Source organism: Streptomyces sp. NPDC006332 (genome assembly GCF_040612855.1).
GTDB lineage: Bacteria > Actinomycetota > Actinomycetes > Streptomycetales > Streptomycetaceae > Streptomyces.
Map to the genome: position 1 here is coordinate 111,001 of NZ_JBEXRA010000024.1, position 23,330 is coordinate 134,330.

At 70.0% G+C, this 23,330-nt stretch carries 21 protein-coding genes and 1 riboswitch; of the genes, 19 read left to right on the forward strand and 2 right to left on the reverse strand.

Going from position 1 to position 23,330, the window contains the following annotated elements; genetic code table 11:
- Nucleotides 1–56 precede the first annotated feature (56 nt).
- The 15 genes from ABZ027_RS22530 to ABZ027_RS22600 all read left to right on the forward strand — a co-directional run bounded on the left by ABZ027_RS22530 (nucleotide 57) and on the right by ABZ027_RS22600 (nucleotide 16,023).
- Nucleotides 57–986: an ABC transporter permease gene (locus tag ABZ027_RS22530; protein WP_356771012.1), complete on the forward strand. Its 930-nt coding sequence runs from the start codon at nucleotides 57–59 to the stop codon at nucleotides 984–986.
- Nucleotides 979–1,758, forward strand: coding sequence for an ABC transporter ATP-binding protein (locus ABZ027_RS22535; protein ID WP_356771014.1), 780 nt, complete (start codon nucleotides 979–981; stop codon nucleotides 1,756–1,758). Before ABZ027_RS22530 ends, ABZ027_RS22535 begins: the two co-directional genes overlap by 8 nt.
- A 388-nt stretch (nucleotides 1,759–2,146) precedes the next feature.
- On the forward strand, nucleotides 2,147–3,049 hold the full coding sequence (gene hpnC, locus ABZ027_RS22540) for a squalene synthase HpnC (RefSeq protein WP_356771016.1): 903 nt from the start codon (nucleotides 2,147–2,149) through the stop codon (nucleotides 3,047–3,049).
- A complete protein-coding gene (gene hpnD / locus ABZ027_RS22545; RefSeq protein WP_356771018.1) occupies nucleotides 3,046–3,996 on the forward strand; it encodes a presqualene diphosphate synthase HpnD in 951 nt (316 codons plus the stop codon). Before hpnC ends, hpnD begins: the two co-directional genes overlap by 4 nt.
- Nucleotides 3,996–4,136, forward strand: a complete 141-nt coding sequence (locus tag ABZ027_RS22550; protein ID WP_356771020.1) for a DUF6380 family protein — start codon at nucleotides 3,996–3,998, stop codon at nucleotides 4,134–4,136. The genes hpnD and ABZ027_RS22550 overlap by 1 nt, the downstream gene beginning before the upstream one ends.
- The gene (gene hpnE, locus ABZ027_RS22555) at nucleotides 4,133–5,647 is read left to right on the forward strand and encodes a hydroxysqualene dehydroxylase HpnE (RefSeq protein WP_356771022.1); all 1,515 of its coding nucleotides are present in this window, start codon (nucleotides 4,133–4,135) and stop codon (nucleotides 5,645–5,647) included. Before ABZ027_RS22550 ends, hpnE begins: the two co-directional genes overlap by 4 nt.
- 71 nt (nucleotides 5,648–5,718) lie before the next feature.
- Complete coding sequence (locus ABZ027_RS22560) at nucleotides 5,719–6,783, forward strand: polyprenyl synthetase family protein (RefSeq protein ID WP_356771062.1); 1,065 nt, start codon at nucleotides 5,719–5,721, stop codon at nucleotides 6,781–6,783.
- A gap of 116 nt (nucleotides 6,784–6,899) precedes the next feature.
- Complete coding sequence (shc, locus tag ABZ027_RS22565; protein WP_356771024.1) at nucleotides 6,900–8,891, forward strand: squalene--hopene cyclase; 1,992 nt, start codon at nucleotides 6,900–6,902, stop codon at nucleotides 8,889–8,891.
- Nucleotides 8,891–9,532: a 1-hydroxy-2-methyl-2-butenyl 4-diphosphate reductase gene (locus ABZ027_RS22570; RefSeq protein WP_356771026.1), complete on the forward strand. Its 642-nt coding sequence runs from the start codon at nucleotides 8,891–8,893 to the stop codon at nucleotides 9,530–9,532. Before shc ends, ABZ027_RS22570 begins: the two co-directional genes overlap by 1 nt.
- A gap of 5 nt (nucleotides 9,533–9,537) precedes the next feature.
- Nucleotides 9,538–10,560 (forward strand): adenosyl-hopene transferase HpnH, encoded by a 1,023-nt coding sequence (hpnH, locus tag ABZ027_RS22575; RefSeq protein WP_356771028.1) that lies wholly within the window; start codon nucleotides 9,538–9,540, stop codon nucleotides 10,558–10,560.
- Between the two features lie 4 nt (nucleotides 10,561–10,564).
- The gene (gene ispG / locus ABZ027_RS22580; RefSeq protein WP_356771030.1) at nucleotides 10,565–11,722 is read left to right on the forward strand and encodes a flavodoxin-dependent (E)-4-hydroxy-3-methylbut-2-enyl-diphosphate synthase; all 1,158 of its coding nucleotides are present in this window, start codon (nucleotides 10,565–10,567) and stop codon (nucleotides 11,720–11,722) included.
- Between the two features lie 27 nt (nucleotides 11,723–11,749).
- Nucleotides 11,750–13,753: a 1-deoxy-D-xylulose-5-phosphate synthase gene (gene dxs / locus ABZ027_RS22585; RefSeq protein ID WP_356771032.1), complete on the forward strand. Its 2,004-nt coding sequence runs from the start codon at nucleotides 11,750–11,752 to the stop codon at nucleotides 13,751–13,753.
- Nucleotides 13,750–15,168, forward strand: coding sequence for an aspartate aminotransferase family protein (locus ABZ027_RS22590; protein WP_356771034.1), 1,419 nt, complete (start codon nucleotides 13,750–13,752; stop codon nucleotides 15,166–15,168). Before dxs ends, ABZ027_RS22590 begins: the two co-directional genes overlap by 4 nt.
- A 106-nt stretch (nucleotides 15,169–15,274) precedes the next feature.
- Nucleotides 15,275–15,904, forward strand: a complete 630-nt coding sequence (locus tag ABZ027_RS22595) for an XRE family transcriptional regulator (RefSeq protein WP_356771036.1) — start codon at nucleotides 15,275–15,277, stop codon at nucleotides 15,902–15,904.
- Nucleotides 15,901–16,023, forward strand: a complete 123-nt coding sequence (locus tag ABZ027_RS22600; RefSeq protein WP_356771038.1) for a DUF6126 family protein — start codon at nucleotides 15,901–15,903, stop codon at nucleotides 16,021–16,023. The genes ABZ027_RS22595 and ABZ027_RS22600 overlap by 4 nt, the downstream gene beginning before the upstream one ends.
- Before the next feature lie 51 nt (nucleotides 16,024–16,074).
- Here the strand turns inward: ABZ027_RS22600 and ABZ027_RS22605 are convergent, their stop codons facing one another.
- Nucleotides 16,075–16,869 carry a tyrosine-protein phosphatase gene (locus tag ABZ027_RS22605; RefSeq protein ID WP_356771040.1) on the reverse strand — a complete coding sequence of 265 codons (795 nt, stop codon included), beginning with the start codon at nucleotides 16,867–16,869 and terminating at the stop codon, nucleotides 16,075–16,077.
- A 181-nt stretch (nucleotides 16,870–17,050) separates the two neighbouring features.
- Here ABZ027_RS22605 and ABZ027_RS22610 point away from each other — a divergent pair, with 181 nt between their 5' ends.
- The 4 genes from ABZ027_RS22610 to ABZ027_RS22625 all read left to right on the forward strand — a co-directional run bounded on the left by ABZ027_RS22610 (nucleotide 17,051) and on the right by ABZ027_RS22625 (nucleotide 22,452).
- Entirely contained in the window at nucleotides 17,051–19,126 is a 2,076-nt protein-coding gene (locus tag ABZ027_RS22610) for an alpha-galactosidase (RefSeq protein ID WP_356771042.1), read from the forward strand.
- 304 nt (nucleotides 19,127–19,430) lie between these two features.
- Nucleotides 19,431–19,589, forward strand: a riboswitch (cyclic di-AMP (ydaO/yuaA leader).
- A 4-nt stretch (nucleotides 19,590–19,593) separates the two neighbouring features.
- Nucleotides 19,594–20,523, forward strand: a complete 930-nt coding sequence (locus tag ABZ027_RS22615; RefSeq protein ID WP_356771044.1) for a LysM peptidoglycan-binding domain-containing M23 family metallopeptidase — start codon at nucleotides 19,594–19,596, stop codon at nucleotides 20,521–20,523.
- A gap of 281 nt (nucleotides 20,524–20,804) precedes the next feature.
- Nucleotides 20,805–21,521, forward strand: a complete 717-nt coding sequence (locus ABZ027_RS22620; protein WP_356771046.1) for a DUF6250 domain-containing protein — start codon at nucleotides 20,805–20,807, stop codon at nucleotides 21,519–21,521.
- A gap of 145 nt (nucleotides 21,522–21,666) precedes the next feature.
- Nucleotides 21,667–22,452, forward strand: a complete 786-nt coding sequence (locus ABZ027_RS22625) for an SGNH/GDSL hydrolase family protein (protein ID WP_356771064.1) — start codon at nucleotides 21,667–21,669, stop codon at nucleotides 22,450–22,452.
- A 109-nt stretch (nucleotides 22,453–22,561) separates the two neighbouring features.
- On the opposite strand, the gene ABZ027_RS22630 is transcribed toward ABZ027_RS22625, so the two are convergent.
- Complete coding sequence (locus tag ABZ027_RS22630) at nucleotides 22,562–23,173, reverse strand: TetR family transcriptional regulator C-terminal domain-containing protein (protein WP_356771048.1); 612 nt, start codon at nucleotides 23,171–23,173, stop codon at nucleotides 22,562–22,564.
- Nucleotides 23,174–23,330: the final 157 nt, after the last annotated feature.

Sequence of the window (23,330 nt, forward strand, 5' to 3'; positions counted from 1 at the left end):
CCGGCCCATGGCATGCCCGCACAGGCTGCGCATCTCGAACACGAAAGTTTCCACTAGTGAGTGAGACAACGCACGACGGCACGGTCGCGGTGAGCGCGCCCGGGCCGGCCGACGAGGGCCTCACGGCGGCTCAGCTCGCCGCCAAGCACGGACTGACCGTGAGCGGCGCCCGGCCGTCCCTGGCCGAGTACGTCCGCCAGCTCTGGGACCGGCGCCACTTCATCCTCGCGTTCTCGCGGGCGAAGCTGACCGCCCAGTACAGCCAGGCCAAGCTCGGGCAGCTGTGGCAGGTGGCCACCCCGCTGCTGAACGCGGCCGTGTACTTCTTCATCTTCGGCGTCATCCTGAACGCCGGACGCGGCATGCCGCGGGACGTGTACATCCCGTTCCTGGTCACGGGCGTGTTCGTGTTCACCTTCACCCAGAGCTCGGTGATGGCGGGCGTCCGCGCGATCTCCGGCAACCTCGGCCTGGTGCGCGCGCTGCACTTCCCGCGCGCCTCGCTGCCGGTCTCCTTCGCGCTGCAGCAGCTCCAGCAACTGCTGTTCTCGATGGTCGTGGTGTTCATCGTGGTGATCGCCTTCGGCAGCTACCCGGACCTGTCCTGGGTGCTGATCGTCCCGGTGCTCGCCCTGCAGTTCCTCTTCAACACCGGCCTGTCGCTGATCATGGCCCGGGCGGGCGCCAAGACCCCCGACCTCGCCCAGCTGATGCCGTTCGTGATGCGTACCTGGATGTACGCGTCCGGCGTGATGTTCTCCATCAAGATCATGCTGGAGGACAAGCCGGCCTGGATCGCAGGCGTCCTGCAGTGGAACCCGGCCGCGATCTACATGGACCTGATGCGTTTCGCCCTCATCGAGGGCTACGGCTCCGAGAACCTGCCCGACCACGTGTGGGCGGCGGCCGGCGGCTGGGCCGTGCTCTTCGCGCTCGGCGGCTTCGTGTACTTCTGGAAGGCGGAGGAGCGGTACGGCCGTGGCTGAGAACATCGAGGACGCGCGGATCCCCACCGTCATCGCGGACGAGCTGCACATCGTCTACCGCGTCAACGGCGCCAAGACCGGTAAGGGCAGCGCCACCGCGGCCCTCAGTCGCATCGTCAAGCGCGGCGAGGAGCGCGGAGTGCGCAAGGTGCACGCCGTCAAGGGTGTCTCCTTCGTCGCCTACCGCGGCGAGGCGGTCGGCCTGATCGGCTCCAACGGCTCCGGCAAGTCGACCCTGCTGCGCGCCATCGCCGGCCTGCTGCCCGCCGAGAAGGGCAAGGTCTACACCGACGGCCAGCCGTCCCTGCTCGGCGTCAACGCGGCCCTGATGAACGACCTCACCGGCGAGCGGAACGTCATATTGGGCGGGCTGGCCATGGGAATGACCCGCGAGCAGATCAAGGAGCGCTACCAGGAGATCGTCGACTTCTCCGGGATCAACGAGAAGGGCGACTTCATCACCCTCCCGATGCGTACCTACTCCTCCGGGATGGCGGCCCGTCTGCGCTTCTCCATCGCCGCCGCGAAGGACCACGACGTCCTCATGATCGACGAGGCGCTGGCCACCGGCGACCGCAAGTTCCAGAAGCGCTCCGAGGAGCGCATCCGGGAGCTGCGCAAGGAGGCCGGCACGGTGTTCCTCGTCAGTCACAACAACAAGTCGATCCGTGACACCTGCAACCGCGTCCTGTGGCTGGAACGCGGCGAGCTGCGCATGGACGGCCCGACCGACGAGGTCCTCAAGGAGTACGAGAAGTTCACGGGCAAGTAGCCCATCCGCGCCCGGGCGAAAAGAGACCGTTCCGCTTTCCCGGACCCCGCCGGAACTGCTCCGGCGGGCCTGAGCGTCTGCAAAGGAAACGTCAACTTCGGCCCGTCTTGGGAATCTTGGGCCCAATCGGTGTGTTGTTGTGATCTGCAGGACACCCCAGCGAACCACGCCGCGTTGTACAACGTAAGCTGTACCGGTCCCGAAAACGCGGCAAGTGGGGCGATAATGCACGACATCCTCCGCCGCGCCGTCGCACGAACGGTCGGGCGGCGTGTCCGAAATAGTGCGCATTGGGTCGGCGGTGTAGAACGGGAGATGTGACGGCAATGGCTACGGAAACTCCCCAGCTCCACGCAGCGTGCGCCGTCCCCGCTCCGGGCAGCCGGCGGTGACGGGAACCGGCACGATCCGCCCCGGCGCGGCGGAGCGCGGCACGCTCGACAAGGCCGCCGCGGAGAATTTTCCCGTGGCGCCCTTCTTTCTGCCCGCAGCCTGGCGCACCGACCTCATGGCCGTCTACGGCTTCGCCCGCCTCGTCGACGACATCGGTGACGGCGACCTGGCACCCGGTGGCGCCGACGCCCGCCTGCTCGGTGTGCCACCCGGGGCGGCCGAGGACCGGATGGCGCTGCTGGACGCCTTCGAAGCCGACCTCCGCCGTGTCTTCGACGCCACCCCGCGCCACCCCCTGCTGCGCCGCCTCCAGCCGACCGTCCGCCGTCACGCGCTCACCCCCGAGCCCTTCCTCGGCCTGATCGCCGCGAACCGCCAGGACCAGACGGTCACGCGCTACGAGACCTACGGCGACCTCCTCGCGTACTGCGAGCTGTCCGCCAACCCCGTCGGCCGCCTGGTCCTCGCCGTGACCGGCACCTCGACCCCCGAGCGGATCCGGCGCTCCGACGCGATCTGCACGGCCCTGCAGATCGTCGAGCACCTCCAGGACGTCGCCGAGGACCTCGGTCGCGACCGCGTCTACCTGCCCGCCGAGGACATGAAGCGCTTCCACGTCCAGGAAACGGATCTCGCCAGGAAAACCGGGGGCGCCTCGGTGCGCGCGCTGGTTGCCTACGAAGCACAACGCGCCCACGATCTCCTGAATGAAGGCGCCCCCCTCGTGGGTAGCGTCCACGGCAGGTTGAAGCTGCTGCTCGCAGGGTTCGTGGCGGGAGGAAGGGCGGCGCTCCGAGCGATCGCCGCCGCCGAATACGACGTACTTCCCGGCCCGCCCAAGCCCGGCACACTGCGGTTGCTGCGCGAGGTGGGCGTCACTCTGCGAGGAGAGGGGTGATCCGGACCGTGGAGTCGGAACCATACGTGTCCGCACCGGTACTCGCCGCCTACAGCTACTGCGAGACCGTCACCGGGCAGCAGGCCCGCAACTTCGCCTACGGCATCAGGCTGCTGCCGACGCCCAAGCGCCGTGCGATGTCGGCGCTGTACGCGTTCTCCCGGCGCGTCGACGACATCGGCGACGGCGCGCTGGCGGACGAGGTCAAGAGCGAGAGACTCGACGAGACCCGGGCGATGCTGGCCCGGGTCCGCGACGGAGCGGTCGGCGAGGACGACACCGATCCCGTCGCGGTCGCCCTCGCGCACGCCGCCGACGTCTTTCCCATCCCGCTCGGCGGCCTGGACGAACTCATCGACGGTGTGCTGAGGGACGTACACGGCGAGACCTATGAGACCTGGGACGACCTGAAGGTGTACTGCCGCTGTGTGGCCGGCGCCATCGGGCGGTTGTCGCTCGGGGTGTTCGGTACGGAACAAGGGGCGCGTGGCGTGGAACGCGCGCCGGAGTACGCCGACACGCTCGGGCTCGCGCTCCAGCTCACCAACATCCTGCGGGACGTCCGCGAGGACGCCGAAGGCGGGCGTACCTACCTGCCCGCCGACGACCTCGCCAAGTTCGGCTGCTCGGCCGGCTTCAACGGGCCGAAACCACCTGAGGGCGCCGACTTCGCGGGCCTCGTGCACTTCGAAGTGCGCCGGGCCCGCGCCCTGTTCGCCGAGGGCTACCGGCTGCTCCCCATGCTCGACCGGCGCAGCGGCGCCTGTGTCGCCGCCATGGCCGGCATCTACCGCCGCCTCCTGGGCCGGATCGAGCGCGACCCGGAGGCCGTGCTGCGCGGCCGGGTCTCGCTGCCCGGGCGGGAGAAGGCGTATGTCGCCGTGCGCGGCCTGTCCGGCCTGGACGCCCGGCATGTGACCCGTATGACCGTCAGGAGGCGCGCCTGATGGACAATCCGGTCCAAGGTGATGCCGTCGGAGAAAAGCGGCACGCAACCCTCCGGCGGGCTACGGCGTCCCTGACTGCGACGATCAGCCGTGCCCCGTTCGACCTGTGCGGGGGCCGGGCAGGGGAGGGCGCACCATGACCGACGGCACGCGGTCCGACGAGCCGCTCGCCCACACGCCCGCACGCTTCGGGCCGGACGCCGTCGTGATCGGTGGCGGACTGGCCGGGATCACCGCCGCGCTCGCGCTCGCCGACGCCGGGGTCCGGGTGACGTTGCTCGAAGGCCGGCCACGCCTGGGCGGGCTCGCCTTCTCCTTCCAGCGCGACGGACTGACCGTCGACAACGGACAGCACGTCTACCTGCGCTGCTGCACCGCGTACCGCTGGTTCCTGGACCGGATCGAGGGCGCGGCGCTGGCTCCGCTGCAGGATCGCCTCGACGTGCCCGTACTCGATGCCGACCGGCCCGAGGGGCGGCGGCTCGGCAGGCTCCGGCGCGACGCGCTGCCGGTGCCCCTGCATCTTGGGCGCAGCCTCGCCACGTATCCGCATCTCTCGCTCGCCGAACGTGCCAAGGTCGGGCGGGCCGCGCTCGCGCTCAAGGGGCTCGACCTCACCGATCCGACCCTGGACACCCAGGACTTCGGCAGCTGGCTGACCGCGCACGGTCAGTCGGCGCGTGCCGTCGAGGCCCTGTGGGACCTGGTCGGGGTCGCCACCCTCAACGCGGTCGCGGGCGACGCCTCGCTCGGGCTCGCCGCGATGGTGTTCAAGACCGGTCTGCTGTCCGACCCGGGCGCGGCCGACATCGGATGGGCGCATGTCCCGCTGGGCGAACTGCATGACCGGCTGGCCCGCAAGGCGCTCGACTCCGCGGGCGTGCGTACCGAGGTCCGTACACGCGTCACCTCCATCTCTACTGACGAAAACGGGACTTGGAGCGTTCAGGTTCCCGGGGAAACGCTTCGGACGGACGCGGTCGTTCTCGCCGTACCGCAGCGCGAGGCCCACGATCTGCTGCCGGACGGGGCCCTCGACGCGCCCGAACGTCTGCTGCGGATCGGTACCGCGCCGATCCTCAACGTCCATGTGGTCTACGACCGGAAGGTGCTCGGCGTACCGTTCTTCGCGGCCCTCGGCACCCCCGTGCAGTGGGTGTTCGACCGGACCGAGGCGTCCGGGCTGCGCCGGGGCCAGTACCTCGCCCTCTCCCAGTCGGCCGCGCACGACGAGATCGACGAACCGGTCGCGGCCCTGCGCGAGCGCTACCTGCCCGAGCTGGAACGGCTGCTGCCCCGCACCCGGGAGGCCGAGGTGCGGGACTTCTTCGTGACCAGGGAGCGTACGGCGACGTTCGCGCCCGCCCCCGGCGTCGGGCGCCTCAGGCCCGGCGCCCGCACCAAGGCACCCGGCCTCTACCTGGCCGGGGCGTGGACCGCCACCGGGTGGCCCGCGACCATGGAGAGCGCGGTCCGCAGCGGAGTGAGCGCGGCCGACGCCGCACTCGGCGCCCTCGGCCGCCCCCGTCCCCACCGTCTCTTCGAGTTCGAGGAGACGGCCCATCGCGTCGTCCCGGGAGACGACACCCCCCAGGTCCCCGCCCCGACACGGGAGGGAACCGGCGTCTCACTGCGAGGTGGGGCCCGGTGAAGGCCGATCAGCACGGCACGGCAGGTCCCCGCACCTCCGGTACCGCAACAAGAGGAGAGACTGTGCCCACTGTGCCCCCGGCCGAGACGGCCGCCCGGCGGACCGCGGTGGACGTCGCCGCGCTCCTGGAGCGCGGCCGGACCCTGGCCACACCGGTGCTGCGGGCGGCCGTGGACCGCCTGGCACCCCCCATGGACACCGTCGCCGCCTACCACTTCGGCTGGATCGACGCCCAGGGCAACCCCGCGGACGGCGACGGCGGCAAAGCCGTACGGCCCGCCCTCGCGGTGCTGTCCGCCGAGGTCACCGGCGCCGCGCCCGAGACCGGCATCCCCGGCGCGGTCGCCGTCGAGCTGGTCCACAACTTCTCCCTGCTGCACGACGACCTGATGGACGGCGACGAACAGCGCCGGCACCGCGACACCGTCTGGAAGGTGCACGGCCCCGCCCAGGCCATCCTGGTCGGCGACGCCCTGTTCGCCCTCGCCAACGAGGTCCTCCTGGAACTCGGCACGGCCGACGCCGGTCGCGCCACCCGCCGCCTCACCACCGCGACCCGCGCACTGATCGACGGGCAGGCGCAGGACATCTCCTACGAGCACCGCGACCGCGTCAGCGTCGAGGAGTGCCTGGAGATGGAGGGCAACAAGACCGGCGCCCTGCTGGCCTGCGCCAGCTCCATCGGAGCGGTGCTGGGCGGCGCGGACGACCGCACCGCCGACGCGCTGGAGAAGTACGGCTACCACCTCGGCCTCGCCTTCCAGGCCGTTGACGATCTCCTCGGCATCTGGGGCGACCCGGTGTCGACCGGCAAGCAGACCTGGAGCGATCTGCGCCAGCGCAAGAAGTCCCTGCCGGTCGTGGCCGCGCTCGCGGCGGGCGGTGCCGCCTCCGAGCGGCTCGGCGAGATCCTCGCCGCCGACGCCAAGAGCAGCGACTTCGAGAACTTCTCCGAGGAGGAGTTCGCGGCCCGGGCCGCCCTCATCGAGGACGCGGGCGGCCGCGAGTGGACGACCGAGGAAGCTCGCCGTCAGCACACCATCGCCATCGAGGCCCTCGACGCCGTGGGCATGCCCGAGCGGGTACGGGCGCGGTTCACGGCGCTGGCCGACTTCGTCGTCGTACGAAAGAGATGATCACTATCGGTCGAATAGCCCTCGCGTAGTCGCCGGCCGGTGTCGCGGGAAGAACAGCACCGGCCGACGGCGGACCCACAGCAGCACGACTCGTACGACTGCACGAAGGGGAAGCCATGACAGCGACGACCGACGGAAGCACCGGGGCCCTGCCGCCCCGCGCAGCCTCGGCCAGCGAAACAGCCACCACCATGTCCGTGAGCACGGGCGTACGGGACGCCGCCGTACGCGCCGTGCGACGATCCACCGACTTCCTGCTGTCCCGACAGGACGCCGAGGGCTGGTGGAAGGGCGACCTGGAGACCAACGTCACCATGGACGCCGAGGATCTGCTGCTGCGGCAGTTCCTGGGCATCCGCGACGAGGAGACGACCCGGGCCGCCGCGCTCTTCGTCCGCGGCGAACAGCGCGAGGACGGCGCCTGGGCGAGCTTCTACGGCGGCCCGGGCGAACTCTCCACCACCATCGAGGCGTACGTCGCCCTCCGCCTCGCCGGTGACGCACCGGACGCCCCGCACATGGCGAAGGCCTCCGCCTGGATCCGCGAGCGGGGCGGAATCGCCGCCGCCCGGGTCTTCACCCGGATCTGGCTGGCCCTGTTCGGCTGGTGGAAGTGGGAGGACCTGCCCGAACTGCCGCCGGAGCTGATCTACTTCCCCACCTGGGTGCCCCTCAACATCTACGACTTCGGGTGCTGGGCCCGGCAGACCATCGTCCCGCTGACGATCGTCTCCGCGAAGCGGCCGGTGCGGCCCGCGCCCTTCCCGCTCGACGAGCTGCACACCGACCCGGCCCTCCCCAATCCGCCCAAGCCCCTGGCGCCCGTGGCGAGTTGGGACGGCGCCTTCCAAAGACTCGACAAGGCCCTGCACGCGCTGCGCAGGGTCGCACCGCGCAAGCTGCGCAAGGCCGCGATGAACTCCGCCGCCCGCTGGATCATCGAGCGGCAGGAGAACGACGGCTGCTGGGGCGGCATCCAGCCGCCGGCCGTGTACTCGGTGATCGCCCTGCACCTGCTCGGCTACGACCTCGAACACCCCGTGATGCGCGCGGGACTGGAGTCGCTCGACCGGTTCGCCGTGTGGCGCGAGGACGGGGCCCGGATGATCGAGGCCTGCCAGTCGCCGGTCTGGGACACCTGCCTGGCCACCATCGCGCTCGCCGACGCGGGGGTGCCCGCCGATCACCCCCAACTGGTCAGGGCCGCCGACTGGATGCTCGGCGAACAGATCGTGCGGCCCGGGGACTGGTCGGTGAAACGGCCCGGGCTCCCGCCGGGCGGCTGGGCTTTCGAGTTCCACAACGACAACTACCCGGACATCGACGACACCGCCGAGGTCGTTCTCGCGCTGCGTCGGGTCAAGCACCACGACCCGGAGCGGGTGGAGAACGCGATCGGGCGCGGGGTGCGCTGGAACCTCGGCATGCAGTCGAAGAACGGCGCGTGGGGCGCCTTCGACGTCGACAACACCAGTCCGTTCCCCAACAGGCTGCCGTTCTGCGACTTCGGGGAGGTCATCGACCCGCCGTCCGCCGACGTCACCGCGCACGTGGTGGAGATGCTGGCCGTCGAGGGTCTCTCGCACGATCCGCGCACCCGACGCGGCATCGAGTGGCTGCTGGCCGAACAGGAGCCGGACGGCTCGTGGTTCGGACGCTGGGGCGTCAACTACGTCTACGGCACCGGGTCGGTGGTGCCCGCCCTGACCGCGGCCGGGATCCCCGCCGCGCACCCGGCGATCCGGCGGGCGGTGGCCTGGCTGGAGAAGGTACAGAACGACGACGGCGGCTGGGGCGAGGACCTGCGCTCCTACAAGTACGCCAAGGAGTGGAGCGGACGCGGCGCCTCCACCGCCTCACAGACCGCGTGGGCGCTGATGGCGCTGCTGGCGGCGGGGGAGCGGGACTCCAAAGCCGTCGAGCGTGGCATCGAGTGGCTCGCGAGCACCCAGCGCGAGGACGGTTCCTGGGACGAGCCGTACTTCACCGGCACCGGCTTCCCCTGGGACTTCTCGATCAACTACCACCTCTACCGGCAGGTGTTCCCGCTCACCGCGCTGGGCCGGTACGTCCACGGAGAGCCGTTCTCCGGGGCTGGAGCCGGCTGATGGGCACCCGGCCCGCTCCGGCCCCGCTGCTGATCGCCTGCGCGCTCGGCATCGAGCACCTCGCCCTGCGCAGCGGCGACCGCGGCGGCGCCGACGGGCCGGTCACCGTGCTGCGCACCGGCATGGGACCGAAGGCGGCCGAACGGGCCGTCACCCGACTCCTGGCCGGCCCGGAGCTCGACGGGGCCGCCGTGCTCGCCACGGGCTTCTGCGCCGGGCTGGCCCCCGGTATGCACCCCGGTGACCTGGTCGTCGCCGAGGAGACCCGGGACCCGCGCGGCACCGTGCCGTGCGTGGGCACCGACCGGCTCGTGAAGGAGCTGGCGCGGGCGTTTCCCGGGCGCACCGTCCACACCGGGCCGCTCACCGGTTCCGATCACGTCGTCCGCGGTCACGAACGGTCGGATCTGCTCGCGACCGGCGCGATCGCGGTCGACATGGAGTCCGCGGCCACGCTCCTGACCGCCGTACGCACGGGAGAGCGCCCGGTTGCGGCCGTCCGGGTGGTCGTGGATGCTCCAGAACATGAACTCGTCCGGATCGGCACGGTACGCGGTGGAATATCAGCTTTCCGTGTACTTCGATCGGTCCTTCCCGCTTTCTATGAATGGCACCGTTCCTTGCTGCTCCCCAGGAGGTGAGCCAGATGGCCATGCCGCTGCGTCAGTCCATCAAGGTCGCTACTTACTTGGCTGAACAAAAGCTCCGCAAGCGGGACAAGTTCCCGCTCATCGTGGAGCTGGAACCACTCTTCGCATGCAATCTCAAGTGCGAGGGCTGCGGCAAGATCCAGCACCCGGCCGGGGTACTGAAGCAGCGCATGCCGGTGGCGCAGGCCGTCGGGGCGGTTTTGGAGTCCGGTGCGCCGATGGTGTCCATCGCCGGCGGTGAGCCGCTGATGCACCCTCAGATCGATGAGATCGCACGGCAGTTGGTGGCGAGGAAGAAGTACGTCTTCCTCTGCACCAACGCCATGCTGCTGCGCAAGAAGATGGACAAGTTCACCCCCTCTCCCTACTTCGCCTTCGCCGTGCACATCGACGGGCTGCGGGAGCGGCACGACGAGTCGGTCGCGAAGGAGGGCGTCTTCGACGAGGCGGTGGAGGCGATCAAGGAGGCCAAGCGGCGGGGCTTCAGGGTCACCACCAACTCGACCTTCTTCAACACCGACACCCCGCAGACCATCATCGAGGTGCTCAACTTCCTCAACGACGACCTCAAGGTCGACGAGATGATGATCTCGCCCGCCTACGCCTATGAGAAGGCGCCCGACCAGGAGCACTTCCTGGGCGTGGAGCAGACCCGCGAACTGTTCAAGAAGGCCTTCTCGGGCGGCAACCGCCGCCGCTGGCGGCTCAACCACTCGCCGCTCTTCCTGGACTTCCTGGAGGGCAAGGTCGACTTCCCGTGCACGGCCTGGGCGATCCCGAACTACTCGCTCTTCGGCTGGCAACGTCCCTGCTACCTGATGAGCGACGGGTACGTGCCGACGTACCGCGAACTCATCGAGGAGACCGACTGGGACAAGTACGGCCGCGGCAAGGACCCGCGTTGCGCCAACTGCATGGCGCACTGCGGCTACGAGCCCACCGCCGTGCTGGCCACCATGGGGTCGCTCAAGGAGTCGCTGCGGGCCATGCGTGAGACCGTCAACGGAAACCGCGAGTAGTGCCGTGAGCGCCGTTTCCCTGGGCGTTCCCGAGGTGCCGGTCCGGCCGATCGCCGAGCGGCGTGTGTCGCGGCGGATCCAGGTCGGGCCGGTCGCGGTCGGGGGCGGGGCCCCGGTGTCGGTGCAGTCGATGACGACGACCCGTACGTCCGACGTCGGCGCCACCCTTCAGCAGATCGCGGAACTCACGGCGTCCGGCTGCCAGATCGTCCGCGTCGCCTGCCCCACGCAGGACGACGCGGACGCTCTCGCGACCATCGCGCGCAAGTCGCAGATCCCGGTGATCGCCGACATCCACTTCCAGCCGAAGTACGTGTTCGCCGCGATCGAGGCGGGCTGCGCGGCCGTGCGCGTCAATCCCGGCAACATCAAGCAGTTCGACGACAAGGTGAAGGAGATCGCGCGGGCCGCCAAGGACCACGGCACGCCCATCCGGATCGGGGTCAACGCCGGATCGCTGGACCGGCGCCTCCTCCAGAAGTACGGCAGGGCGACGCCCGAGGCGCTGGTGGAGTCGGCCCTGTGGGAGGCCTCGCTCTTCGAGGAGCACGGGTTCCGGGACATCAAGATCTCGGTGAAGCACAACGACCCCGTGGTCATGGTCAACGCCTACACGCTGCTGGCGGAGCAGTGCGACTACCCGCTGCACCTGGGTGTCACCGAGGCCGGCCCCGCCTTCCAGGGGACGATCAAGTCGGCGGTGGCCTTCGGGGCCCTGCTCAGCCGGGGTATCGGCGACACCATCCGGGTGTCCCTGAGCGCACCGCCCGTCGAGGAGGTCAAGGTCGGCATCCAGATCCTGGAGTCGCTGAACCTGAGGCAACGGCGGCTGGAGATCGTGTCGTGTCCGTCCTGCGGGCGCGCCCAGGTCGACGTCTACAAGCTGGCCGACGAGGTCACGGCGGGCCTGGAGGGCATGGAGGTGCCGCTCAGGGTCGCCGTCATGGGCTGCGTGGTGAACGGCCCCGGAGAGGCGCGGGAGGCCGATCTGGGTGTCGCCTCCGGCAACGGCAAGGGGCAGATCTTCGTGAAGGGCGAGGTCATCAAGACCGTCCCGGAGTCGAAGATCGTGGAGACCCTGATCGAAGAGGCGATGAAGATCGCCGAACAGATGGAGCAGGACGGCGTCGCCTCGGGGGAGCCGGCCGTCACCGTGAGCTGAACAGCACGGACGAAGAGGGGGCCCGACGTGACCATTCTGGAGAACATCCGGGGACCACGTGACCTGAAGGCGCTGTCCGAGACGGAACTCGGTGAACTGTCCGAAGAGATACGGGAGTTCCTGGTGCACGCGGTCGCCAGGACCGGCGGGCACCTCGGGCCCAATCTGGGGGTGGTGGAACTCTCGATCGCGCTCCACCGGGTCTTCGAGTCGCCCGTCGACCGCATCCTGTGGGACACCGGCCACCAGAGCTATGTGCACAAGCTGCTGACGGGCCGTCAGGACTTCTCCAAACTGCGCGGCAAGGGCGGCCTCTCCGGCTACCCCTCGCGCGAGGAGTCCGAGCACGACGTCATCGAGAACAGCCACGCCTCCACCGCGCTCGGCTGGGCCGACGGGCTCGCCAAGGCCCGCCAGGTGCAGGGCGAGCAGGGCCATGTGGTCGCGGTCATCGGCGACGGCGCGCTGACCGGCGGCATGGCCTGGGAAGCGCTCAACAACATCGCGGCCGCCAAGGACCGGCCGCTGATCATCGTCGTCAACGACAACGAGCGGTCCTACGCGCCGACCATCGGCGGCCTCGCCAACCACCTGGCCACGCTGCGTACGACCGACGGCTACGAGAAGGTCCTGGCCTGGGGGAAGGACGTACTGCTGCGGACCCCGCTGGTCGGCGGCACGGTCTATGAATCGCTGCACGGCGCCAAGAAGGGCTTCAAGGACGCCTTCGCGCCGCAGGGCATGTTCGAGGACCTCGGACTCAAGTACGTCGGCCCGATCGACGGGCACGACCTCAAGGCCGTCGAGTCGGCGCTCCGGCGCGCCAAGCGCTTCCACGGGCCGGTGCTCGTGCACTGCCTCACCGAGAAGGGGCGCGGCTACGAACCGGCGTTGGCGCACGAGGAGGACCACTTCCACACCGTCGGGGTGATGGACCCGCTCACCTGCGAGCCGCTCACACCGTCCAACGGGCCGTCCTGGACCTCGGTGTTCGGCGAGGAGATGGTGCGGATCGGGGAAGAGCGGGACGACGTCGTGGCGATCACGGCCGCCATGCTGCACCCGGTGGGACTCGGCGGGTTCGCGGCCCGCTTCCCGGGCCGGGTGTGGGACGTCGGCATCGCCGAGCAGCACGCGGCGGTGTCCGCGGCCGGCCTGGCGACGGGCGGGCTGCACCCCGTCGTCGCCGTCTACGCGACCTTCCTGAACCGCGCCTTCGACCAGCTCCTGATGGATGTCGCCCTGCACCGCTGCGGCGTCACCTTCGTGCTGGACCGGGCCGGGGTGACGGGCGTCGACGGGGCCTCCCACAACGGGATGTGGGACATGTCGATCCTCCAGGTCGTGCCCGGCCTCAGGATCGCCGCGCCGCGCGACGCCGACCAGTTGCGGGCTCAGCTCAGAGAGGCCGTCGCGGTGGACGACGCGCCGACCCTGGTCCGCTTCCCGAAGGAGTCGGTGGGGCCGGTGATCCCGGCGGTCGACCGGGTGGGCGGACTGGACGTCCTGCACCGCGCGGACCGGCCCGAGGTGCTCCTGGTCGCCGTGGGCGTGATGGCGCCGGTCTGCCTCCAGGCCGCCGAGCTGCTGGAGGCCCGGGGCATCGGCTGCACCGTCGTCGACCCCCGTTGGGTCAAGCCCGTCGACCCGGCGCTCCCCGGCCTCGCCGCCGCACACCGCCTGGTCGCCGTCGTCGAGGACAACAGCCGCGCCTCCGGTGTGGGCGCCGCGGTGGCGCTCGCCCTGGGTGATGCCGAAGTCGACGTCCCGGTACGGCGGTTCGGCATCCCCGAACAGTTCCTCGCGCACGCCAAGCGGGGCGAGGTGCTCGCCGACATCGGCCTCACCCCGGTCGAGGTCGCCGGACGCATCGGCGCGAGTCTGGCCGTCAAGGCGGCGACGCTGCCCGCCCAGAACTCGGGCCCGAGCGCCCAGGAATCGCCGTCCAGGTCGGAACAGGAAGTGCCGAGGGAACAGAAAACGTCGGCCACGACGGAACAGAAAGCGCTGTCCAAGGAGAAACAGGAATGACGACCGCCAAATCCGCGTCGCCCTCCTCGCGGGCCGGGGAGTTCGACCTCGGCGCGCTGCTGGCCGAGCGCGGAGCCGAGCGCTACGAGCTGCACACCAAGTACCTGAACCACCAGCTCCCGCGCATGCTGCACACCATCGGCTTCGACAAGGTCTACGAGCGCGGCGAGGGCGCCCACTTCTGGGACGCGGACGGCAACGACTACCTGGACATGCTCGCCGGATTCGGGGTGATGGGCCTGGGCCGCCACCACCCCGTCGTCCGCAAGGCCCTGCACGACGTCCTGGACGCCCAGCTCGCCGACCTGACCCGCTTCGACTGTCAGCCGCTGCCCGGGCTGCTGGCCGAGAAGCTGCTCGCCCACAGTCCGCACCTGGACCGGGTGTTCTTCGGCAACAGCGGGACGGAGGCGGTCGAGACCGCGCTGAAGTTCGCCCGCTACGCCACCGGTAGACCCAGGATCCTGTACTGCGAGCACGCCTTCCACGGACTGACCACCGGCTCGCTGTCGGTCAACGGCGAGGAAGGCTTCCGGGACGGATTCGCCCCGCTGCTGCCCGACACGGCCGTCCCGCTCGGTGATCTCGACGCCCTGGCCCGGGAGGTGAAGAAGGGTGACGTCGCCGCGCTGGTCGTCGAGCCCATCCAGGGCAAGGGCGTGCACGAGGCGCCCCCGGGTTATCTGCGGGCCGCCCAGGAGCTGCTGCACCGGCACAAGGCGCTGCTCATCGCCGATGAGGTGCAGACGGGACTGGGACGCACCGGAGACTTCTACGCCTACCAGCACGAGGAAGGCGTCGAACCCGACCTGGTGTGTGTCGCCAAAGCGCTGTCCGGCGGTTATGTGCCGGTCGGCGCCACCCTCGGCAAGGACTGGATCTTCCGGAAGGTCTACTCGTCCATGGACCGGGTGCTGGTCCACTCGGCGAGCTTCGGTTCAAACGCGCAGGCCATGGCGGCGGGACTGGCCGTGCTGTCCGTGATGGAGAGCGAGCAGATCGTCGCGGGCGCCCGGGCCACCGGCGACCTGCTGAAGTCCCGGCTGTCGGCGCTGGTCGACAGGTACGAACTGCTCGCCGACGTCCGCGGCCGGGGGCTGATGATCGGCATCGAGTTCGGCAGACCCCGGTCGTTGAAGCTGCGCAGCCGCTGGACCATGCTGCAGGCCGCCCGCAAGGGACTGTTCGCCCAGATGGTGGTCGTCCCGCTGCTGCAACGGCACCGCATCCTCACCCAGGTCTCCGGCGACCACCTGGAGGTGATCAAGCTGATCCCGCCCCTGGTCATCGGGGAAGAGGAGGTGGACCGGTTCGTGGACGCCTTCACGGATGTGATGGACGACGCGCACAGCGGGGGCGGGCTGATGTGGGACTTCAGCAAGACGCTGATCAAGCAGGCGGTGGCCAACCGGTAGACAAACCGTGCGCGGAGCACCCGGGATGCCGGAGGCTCCGCGTACGCGCTTTTGCCTCTGAGGCAAGGAATTTGCCGCTGAGGCAAACCCGGGGCTCAATGGAGACATGATCCCACCGGAAGCCGACAACGAGCCGCCGCCCGGGCCGGTCGCCGACCTGCCCGCCGTCGCGCCACAGTTGCGCGGCCTGCGCCGCCACGCCTCCCTCACCCTGGAGGCCGCCGCCCGGGCCGCGGGGCTGTCGCCCGCCCACCTGTCCCGGCTGGAGACCGGGCAGCGCCAGCCCTCGCTGCCGATGCTGCTCGCGCTGGCCCGTGTCTACGGTACGACGGTCTCGGACCTTCTCGGTGAGACGGCCGTGGAACGGGACGCGATCGTGCGTACCGCCGACATGGAACCGACCGCGGCCGGCGGCTGGACCTACTGGCAGGCCGGCGCGTCCGGCCGAGGCATGCAGGCCCTGCGCGTCCATGTCCCGTACGGCTCCCAGGGCGACGTCGTGCGGGTGCACCCCGGCGAGGAATGGCTGCACGTCCTCAAGGGGCGGCTGCGGCTGAGCCTCGGGGACACCAGGCATCGGCTCGGACCGGGCGACAGCGCGCACTTCGACTCGCTGACCCCGCACCGTATCGCCGCCCAGGACCCCGACGGGGTCGAGCTCCTGTTCGTCCACACCCTGCTGCAGAGCCCCACGGCCACGCTGTGCCTGGGCCCCACCCCTGGAGACACGCCATGACTGACATGGAGGAGAAGTTCCCCCGCGCCCTGTGGGTGCGCCTCATCATCTACATCGCCGTCGGCCACGTGTTCGCGGCCTTCATCTACTTCCTGTTCGAGCTGGGCGCCCAGAAATGACCTGTCGCAGGTCAGGACCGCCTCCGGGTGCGAACTCCCGGGCCCGGGCCCTCAGTCCAGCAGTCGCCCGCGCAGCCGCTCCCGGATCTCCGGGGTGGCTTCCAGCCCCTTCTCCAGGTAGGTGTCGACGTCGCCCCAGGTCTCCTCGATCGTCTCGAACGCGGTCGTCAGATATTCGGCACGGGCCTCGAAGAGGGGGCTCAGCAGCTCCATGACCTCGGGGGTGTAGGCCGACGCGGAGCTGCTGCGCCGCACCTTGTAGCGGCGGTGTTTCGCGTTCGACTCCAGGTAGTCGGCGAAAATCGCCTCCCGCTCGACGCCGAGGGCGAGCAGTGTCACCGCCACGGACAGACCCGCGCGGTCCTTGCCCGCCGCGCAGTGCATGAGCGCGGGGACACTGTCCTCGGCGAGCGAGCGCAGCACCAGCGAGTGCTCGGCGGTGCGCTTCTTGATGATGGCGCGGTAGGACCTGATCATCCGGTCCGCGGCCTTGCCGTCGCCCAGGGTCTCGCGCAGCTCGTCGATCCGGCCGTCGCGGACCATCGTCCAGAACTCGCTGCCGTGGGCCGGATCCGTCAGCGGCAGGTTCACATTGCGCACCCCCGGCAGCTCGACGTCGGGCCCCTCCAGCTTCTGGTCCGCCGAGTTGCGGAAGTCGAAGATCGTGTGCAGATTCAGGGAGGCGAGGAACGCCGCGTCCTCGGCGGTCGCGTGCGCGAGGTGGCCGCTGCGGAACAGCACCCCCGGCCGCACCCGGCGGCCGTCCACGGTCGGCAGGCCCCCCACGTCACGGAAGTTGCGCACTCCGGACAGCTCGGGCTCGGTCGACGGGACCTGCTGTGTCACGGGGGATCCTCCCAGTCGGTGCCGTCGACGCGGCTCGACGGCGGGCACTCACCCGACCATACGACATGGCTTCGTAGGCCAAGCAGTTGTCCACAGGCGTTGCGCCGAGGGCTCGCCGACCTTGATGATGTTGAGGCTTGAGTGCACCTGTTCGTGGCTGTTCGTATCTGTGAGGGACCCTATGCTGGAGATCGCCGAGAACGGCCGAACGTGGATTCTGTCCGGGCCGACCAGCAGTTACGCCCTCCATCTCACCGAGGACCACGAGCTGCTGCACCTGCACTGGGGAGCGCGGATCGCGCTCGCCGACGCCGAGGCCCTCGCCCTGCTCCCCCTGCCGGACCACCGGGGCTTCGAGTCTCCGCTGGACGGGCGTGAGGAGTACCCGGTCGAGGGCGGCCCCCGCTTCGTCCGCCCCGCCCTGTCCGTGCGCACCGACGAGCGGCGCGGCACCGAGTGGGTCTTCGAGGCCTACGAGCGTGCCGAGGACGACGAACTGCGGCTCAGATTCCGCGACGGCGGCCTCACAATCACCCTGCACTACCGCATGCGGCACGACGTCGTGGAGCGCTGGGTGAGCCTGGACAACGAGGGCCCCACGGTGGAGCTCCTGCGCGCCGACTCCGCCACCTGGACCCTGCCCGACCGCGAGACCGGCTGGCGGATGTCGCACCTGCACGGCCGCTGGGCCGCGGAGTCCCGGCTGACGCGCGCCCCCCTGACCTACGGCGAGAAGGTCATCGGCAGCCGCCGCGGCCACACCGGACACCAGTACCTGCCGTGGGTCGCGCTCGACACCGACGCGACCGAGGAGCGCGGCGAGGTCTACGGCTGCGCCCTCGGCTGGTCCGGGTCCTGGCGCATCGCCGTGGCCGAACTGCCCGACACGCGCGTGCAGATCACCGGCGGCGCGGGGTACGACGACTCCGGCCTGCTCCGTCTGGAGGCGGGGGAGTCCTTCACCGCCCCCGTCTTCGCCGGCCTGTGGAGCGACGCCGGCTTCGGCGGGGCGAGCCGCGCCTGGCACGCCTACCAGCTGACGTTTGTCATCCCGGACGCGGACCAGGACCGGCCGGTGCTGTTCAACTCCTGGGAGGCCACCGAGTTCGACATCTCCGAGGAGCAGCAGCTGGTGCTGGCCCGCCGAGCCGCGGCGATCGGCGTCGAGCTGTTCGTCATCGACGACGGCTGGTTCGGGAAGCGCACGAGCGACCGCGCCGGGCTCGGCGACTGGACGCCCAACCCGGACCGCTTCCCCGGCGGCCTGAGGCCCCTCGCCGACCAGGTGCACGCCCTCGGTATGCAGTTCGGCATCTGGGTCGAGCCGGAGATGGTCAATCCGGACAGCGACCTCTACCGCGCCCACCCGGACTGGGTGCAGTACCAACCAGGGCGAAAGCGGACGGAACAGCGCAACCAGCTGGTGCTGAACCTCGCGCGCGAGGACGTCCAGGAGTACCTCTGGCAGCAGTTGCACGGGCTGCTCTCCAGCGCCCCGATCGACTATGTGAAGTGGGACTTCAACCGCTGCTTCACCGACGCGGGCTGGCCCGACGACCCCTACCCGCAGCGCCTGTGGGTGGATCACGTGAACGCGCTGTACCGCCTGTTGGACCGGCTGCGCGAGGCGCACCCGGGGGTCGCCTTCGAGTCCTGCTCCGGCGGTGGCGGCCGGATCGACCTCGGCATCATGAGCCGTACCGACCAGGTGTGGACCTCCGACAACACCGACCCGCTCGACCGGCTCGCGATCCAGCACGGCTTCAGCCAGATCCACCCCGCACGCGTGATGGCCGCCTGGGTCACGGACAGCCCCAACACCCAGCTCAACGACCGGGTCAGCAGCTTGCGGTTCCGGTTCGTCAGCGCGATGGCCGGGGTGCTCGGAGTCGGCGGGGACCTCGCCGAGTGGACCGAGGAAGAGCTCGCCGAGGCCCGGGACTGGGTGACTCTCTACAAGGAGATCCGTCCCCTCGTGCAGCGTGGCGACCTCTATCGACTGCGCCCACCCACGGGCGGATCGAGCGCGGTGCAGTACGTGCTGGGTGACGAGACGGTCGTCCTGGCCTGCCTCCAGGCGCAGCACCACGGCGAGCCCGTACCGGCGCTGCGGCTGCGCGGACTCGACCCGACAGCGTCGTACGAATGCCGTGAAACGGGCGAAGTTCACCGAGGGGCCGTGCTGCTGCACCACGGACTGCGGACCGGCCTCCGGGGCGACTTCGATGCGAAGGTTATCCAGCTGCGCCGCATCTGAGACTTGTGCCCGAATTGGCGCCTTCATTCCAACTCTGCCTGAAATGGGGCGACCTGGGAAGTGGAGCGTGAGGAGCGTCATATTCGTGACCGTCCGTCGCGCGTCATGTTCACGTAATTCTTATGTCTTTCAAGGGAATTCGAGAAGTGGATGACTCTTGATTTACCGAGGGTGACTGGGAATTCCCATTACGGATCAACAGAAGCGGATTTGGGTGCAACCTTCCGCTTGTCCCTGTGCGTCTTAGTCGCTTACGTTCGCCACCGATCCGGACGGACGCCCAATCCTGCCGCCGACCGGAGCCCGCACACACTCACCCGACCACGGCAGGAGCGGGGGACCCACAGGTAGAACCGCCTGTTCCGGTCTCCGGAACAGGCTTGGGGTCAAGTCGTACCTCGGTATGGCCGGACATCTCCAGTCCGCACCCGACAGCTCACCTCGCAGGCGCCGGAGAGGAATTCGCCATGCCCGCGAGGGGTAAGCATCGCCAACCGAAGACTCAGCGCTTCGCCCGTTCCATCGCCGTCGCCTCAGCCGGCGGCGCGGCACTCGCCCTTCCGTTTCTGGGGGCCACCGGCGCCCATGCGGCGAGTGCCCAGTCCATTTCGGAGAATGCCGTTCAGTCGTCAGTTCCGACTGCCGCGAAGAAGTCGGTGGCCGCGCGGACTTCCGGTGTGAAGACCTATGTGGTGCGAGCCGGAGACTGCCTCGCCAAGATCGCCGAGGAGCAGCACGTCAGCGGGGGCTGGCAGAAGCTCTACGCCGACAACCGTGAGGCCGTCGGGGACAACCCGTCGCTGATTCACCCCGGTCTGAAGCTCACGATCGGCAAGAAGGCCGAGTCGTCGGCCTCTTCGTCGAAGCCGAAGCCGAAGCCGAGGCCGAAGTCGTCTTCGCCTTCGTCAGCGTCCTCGTCGTCCTCGTCGTCCGCCTCGCAGAAGTCGACGGTCGTCGAGCAGAGCGCCGCCACCACCAGCACCGCGAACGGCTTCACCCTGCCGGTCGACGGAGCCACCATCGGCACGGGCTACCACGTGGCGGGCAGCATGTGGGCCAGTGGCTACCACACCGGTGTCGACTTCATCGTCCCCACCGGCACCCCGCTCAAGGCCGTCGGTGCGGGCACGGTCGTCTCCGCGGGCTGGGGCGGCGCGTACGGCAACCAGGTCGTCATCAGGCTGGCCGACGGCTACTACGCGCAGTACGCGCACCTGTCCTCGATCTCCGTCTCCAGCGGTCAGACGGTGACCGAGGGCCAGCAGATCGGTCTCTCCGGCGCGACCGGCAACGTGACCGGCCCGCACCTGCACTTCGAGATCCGCACCACGCCGGACTACGGCTCGGACGTGGACCCGCTCGCCTACCTCCGTTCCAAGGGTGTCGCGGTCGGCTGACACCCGCACGACCACCTGCCTGACACGCTGCCGAAGGCCGGACCCCTGATCCCCGGGTCCGGCCTTCGGTATGTCCGGGCCCGGATTTCGGTAGGTCCGGGTCCACGGCGATACGTTCTATCCCTCTCCTGGCCAATTCCTGACCGTCGCATTGCGGTCCTGTGGCGAAAAGTGCCTGATCCGTCGACAGCGTGCGGGGCCGGAGGGCACAGTGAACTCCGCTTCTGTGTAAGCGCTTTCCCCTGCCGCACCTGTCGATCGCCCGGAAGGAGTCGTCTCTCGTGACGACCACGCGCAGAGCTTTCGCGACCTTGGCCGCCGGAGCCGCAATGGCCGCCCTCACCCCGGCCGCGACCGCGAGCGCCTCGCCCCGCCACCGCCACCCGATCGCCCACGACGACTTCCGTCACGGTCTCGGCCGATGGGCCGTGGAACTCGAGAAGGGCGGCACCGTCACCGCCTCCCACGGGATCCTGGAGGTCGACGTGCCCGCCGGCGCGACCGTCTGGTTCAGGGAACGGCTCGAAGGGCCGTACGTCCTGGAGTACACCGCCACACCGGTGTCGGAGGGCGGGGCCAATGACCGGGTGTCGGACCTCAACAACTTCTGGAACGCCGTCGACGTCCGCTCCCCGGACGACCTGTTCGCCACCGCGAGGAGCGGTGCGCTCGCCGAGTACGACCACCTCAAGACGTACTACGTCGGATACGGCGCCAACACGAACACCACGACCAGGATGCGCCGCTACGTCGGCGAGGCGGGCGTGCGTCCGCTGGTGTACGACTACACGGAGCCCCTGCTGGTGGCGAACCGGCCGAACCGGGTCCGGATCGTCTCGGACGGTGCGACGACGCGGTGGTGGAACAACGGGCGGCTCGTGTTCGACCTCACCGACCCCGAGCCGTACACCAGCGGGCACTTCGGCTTCCGGACCACCTGGAGTCACTTCCGGATCTCCGGATTCCGGGTATGGCGGTTGCCGCGTCAACAGCACTGACGACAAGGCTATTCCTGGCTTGACCAATCCTTGGAAGGTGGCTTATCTCACCGCCCGTCAACCCCTTCTTACGGTCGCGTAGCTCACATCCGAAGGTGAATCATGGGTCGATGTGGCAGACGATTCGAAGAGTGACAACAGATCAGTGATCGGGTCGTACGTGGCGGTGGGGGACAGCTTCACCGAGGGCGTCGGCGACCCCGGCCCCGACGGGGCGTTGGTCGGCTGGGCGGACCGGTTCGCGGTCCTGCTCGCGGACCGGCGGCCCGAGGGCGACTTCCGGTACACGAACCTCGCCGTGCGCGGGAAACTGCTCGACCAGATCGTGGCGGACCAGCTCCCGAAGGCCGTCGAACTGGCCCCGGAGCTGGTCTCCTTCTGCGCGGGCGGCAACGACATCCTGCGGCCCGGCACCGACCCCGACGAGGTCGCGGAGCGTTTCGAGCGGGCGGTGGTGCGGTTGACCGCCGTCGCCGGCACGGTGATGGTGACGACCGGGTTCGACACCCGCGGCGTGCCCGTGTTCAAGCGTCTGCGCGGGAAGATCGCCACCTACAACGGGCATGTGCGGGCGATCGCCGACCGGTACGGCTGTCCCGTGCTCGACCTGTGGTCCCTGAAGACCATTCAGGACCGCAGGGCCTGGGACGGCGACCGGCTCCACCTCTCGCCCGAGGGCCACACGCGGGTGGCGCTGCGCGCGGGCCAGGTCCTCGGCATGGAGGTCCCGGCCGACCCGGACCAGCCCTGGCCGCCGCAGCCCGCCCGCGGCACCCTGGAGATCCGGCGGGACGACGTGCACTGGGCGCGCGAGTACCTGGTGCCGTGGATCGGACGGCGGCTGCGTGGGGAGTCGTCGGGGGACCATGTGACCGCCAAGGGCGCGTTGTCGCCGGACGACATCAAGACGCGGATCAGCCGGGTGGCTTGAGGGGCACCTGGTTGCCCGGCCGGCCACGCCCCGCGGGTCGTGGTCGGCCGGGCAACCAGGTGCGCGTCATCAGGCCCGACACGTCACGGGTCTGTCGTACGGCGCGGCCCTACGTGGTCAACGCCTCCCGCGACAGCCCCAGTTCCCGGGCCACCGCCTCGTCCACCCACTCCTGCGCCCGCGCCCGCGGCACCCCGCCCTCGTAGGACGTCAGTTGTACGGCGAGACCGTCGAGCAGGGCCGTGAGGCGCAGGGCGGTGCCGGTCGGATCCGGGCAGGCGAACTCGCCCGCGGCCACACCCTCGGCGATGACTTCGGTGAGCGCCGCCTTCCACTGCCGGTCCAGGTCCCGCGTGACCTCCCGCAGGGCGGGCTCGCGCAGCGCCGCCGCCCAGCCCTCGATCCACAGCCGCCAGCCCTTGGCCTGGCCCGTCGGGGCGTACCAGCGCACGGCCGCCCGCAGCCGGCGCAGCGCCGTGGTGCGCCGGCCGAGCAGCTTGCGCAGCTGGGCGAGGTCGTCCTCGGCCGCGTAGGTGAAGGCGGCGGCGACCAGCTTCTCCTTCGTCGAGAAGTGGTAGAGCACCAACGCGTTGCTCACGCCCAGTGCCGAGGCAACGTCGGCGATCCTGACCGCCACCACGCCCCGCGCCTCGATCTGCTCGACGGCGGCGCGCAGCAATTCCTCGCGCCGCTCCGTCACGCTCAACCGCACTCTCGTCACGCGGTCACCCTAGGCCCTTCTGATGGATCTCCGCGGCGTCGCGTCGCCCGGCACGCACGCTCGCCGCACGGCGCGAAGGGCCAGGTGGCTCCGCCACATGACCCTCCACGCCGCACGCCGATCGCACGCACCGAACGCCGCTCCTTCTCCCACGGAG

Coding starts and splice junctions, on each gene's coding strand:
- hpnE (WP_356771022.1), top strand. CDS start 4,133: ATGACCGACGGCACGCGGTCCGACGAGCCGCTCGCCCACACGCCCGCA.
- shc (WP_356771024.1), top strand. CDS start 6,900: ATGACAGCGACGACCGACGGAAGCACCGGGGCCCTGCCGCCCCGCGCA.
- ABZ027_RS22570 (WP_356771026.1), top strand. CDS start 8,891: ATGGGCACCCGGCCCGCTCCGGCCCCGCTGCTGATCGCCTGCGCGCTC.
- ABZ027_RS22600 (WP_356771038.1), top strand. CDS start 15,901: ATGACTGACATGGAGGAGAAGTTCCCCCGCGCCCTGTGGGTGCGCCTC.
- ABZ027_RS22615 (WP_356771044.1), top strand. CDS start 19,594: ATGCCCGCGAGGGGTAAGCATCGCCAACCGAAGACTCAGCGCTTCGCC.
- ABZ027_RS22595 (WP_356771036.1), top strand. CDS start 15,275: ATGATCCCACCGGAAGCCGACAACGAGCCGCCGCCCGGGCCGGTCGCC.
- ABZ027_RS22550 (WP_356771020.1), top strand. CDS start 3,996: ATGGACAATCCGGTCCAAGGTGATGCCGTCGGAGAAAAGCGGCACGCA.
- ABZ027_RS22610 (WP_356771042.1), top strand. CDS start 17,051: ATGCTGGAGATCGCCGAGAACGGCCGAACGTGGATTCTGTCCGGGCCG.
- hpnH (WP_356771028.1), top strand. CDS start 9,538: ATGGCCATGCCGCTGCGTCAGTCCATCAAGGTCGCTACTTACTTGGCT.
- ABZ027_RS22590 (WP_356771034.1), top strand. CDS start 13,750: ATGACGACCGCCAAATCCGCGTCGCCCTCCTCGCGGGCCGGGGAGTTC.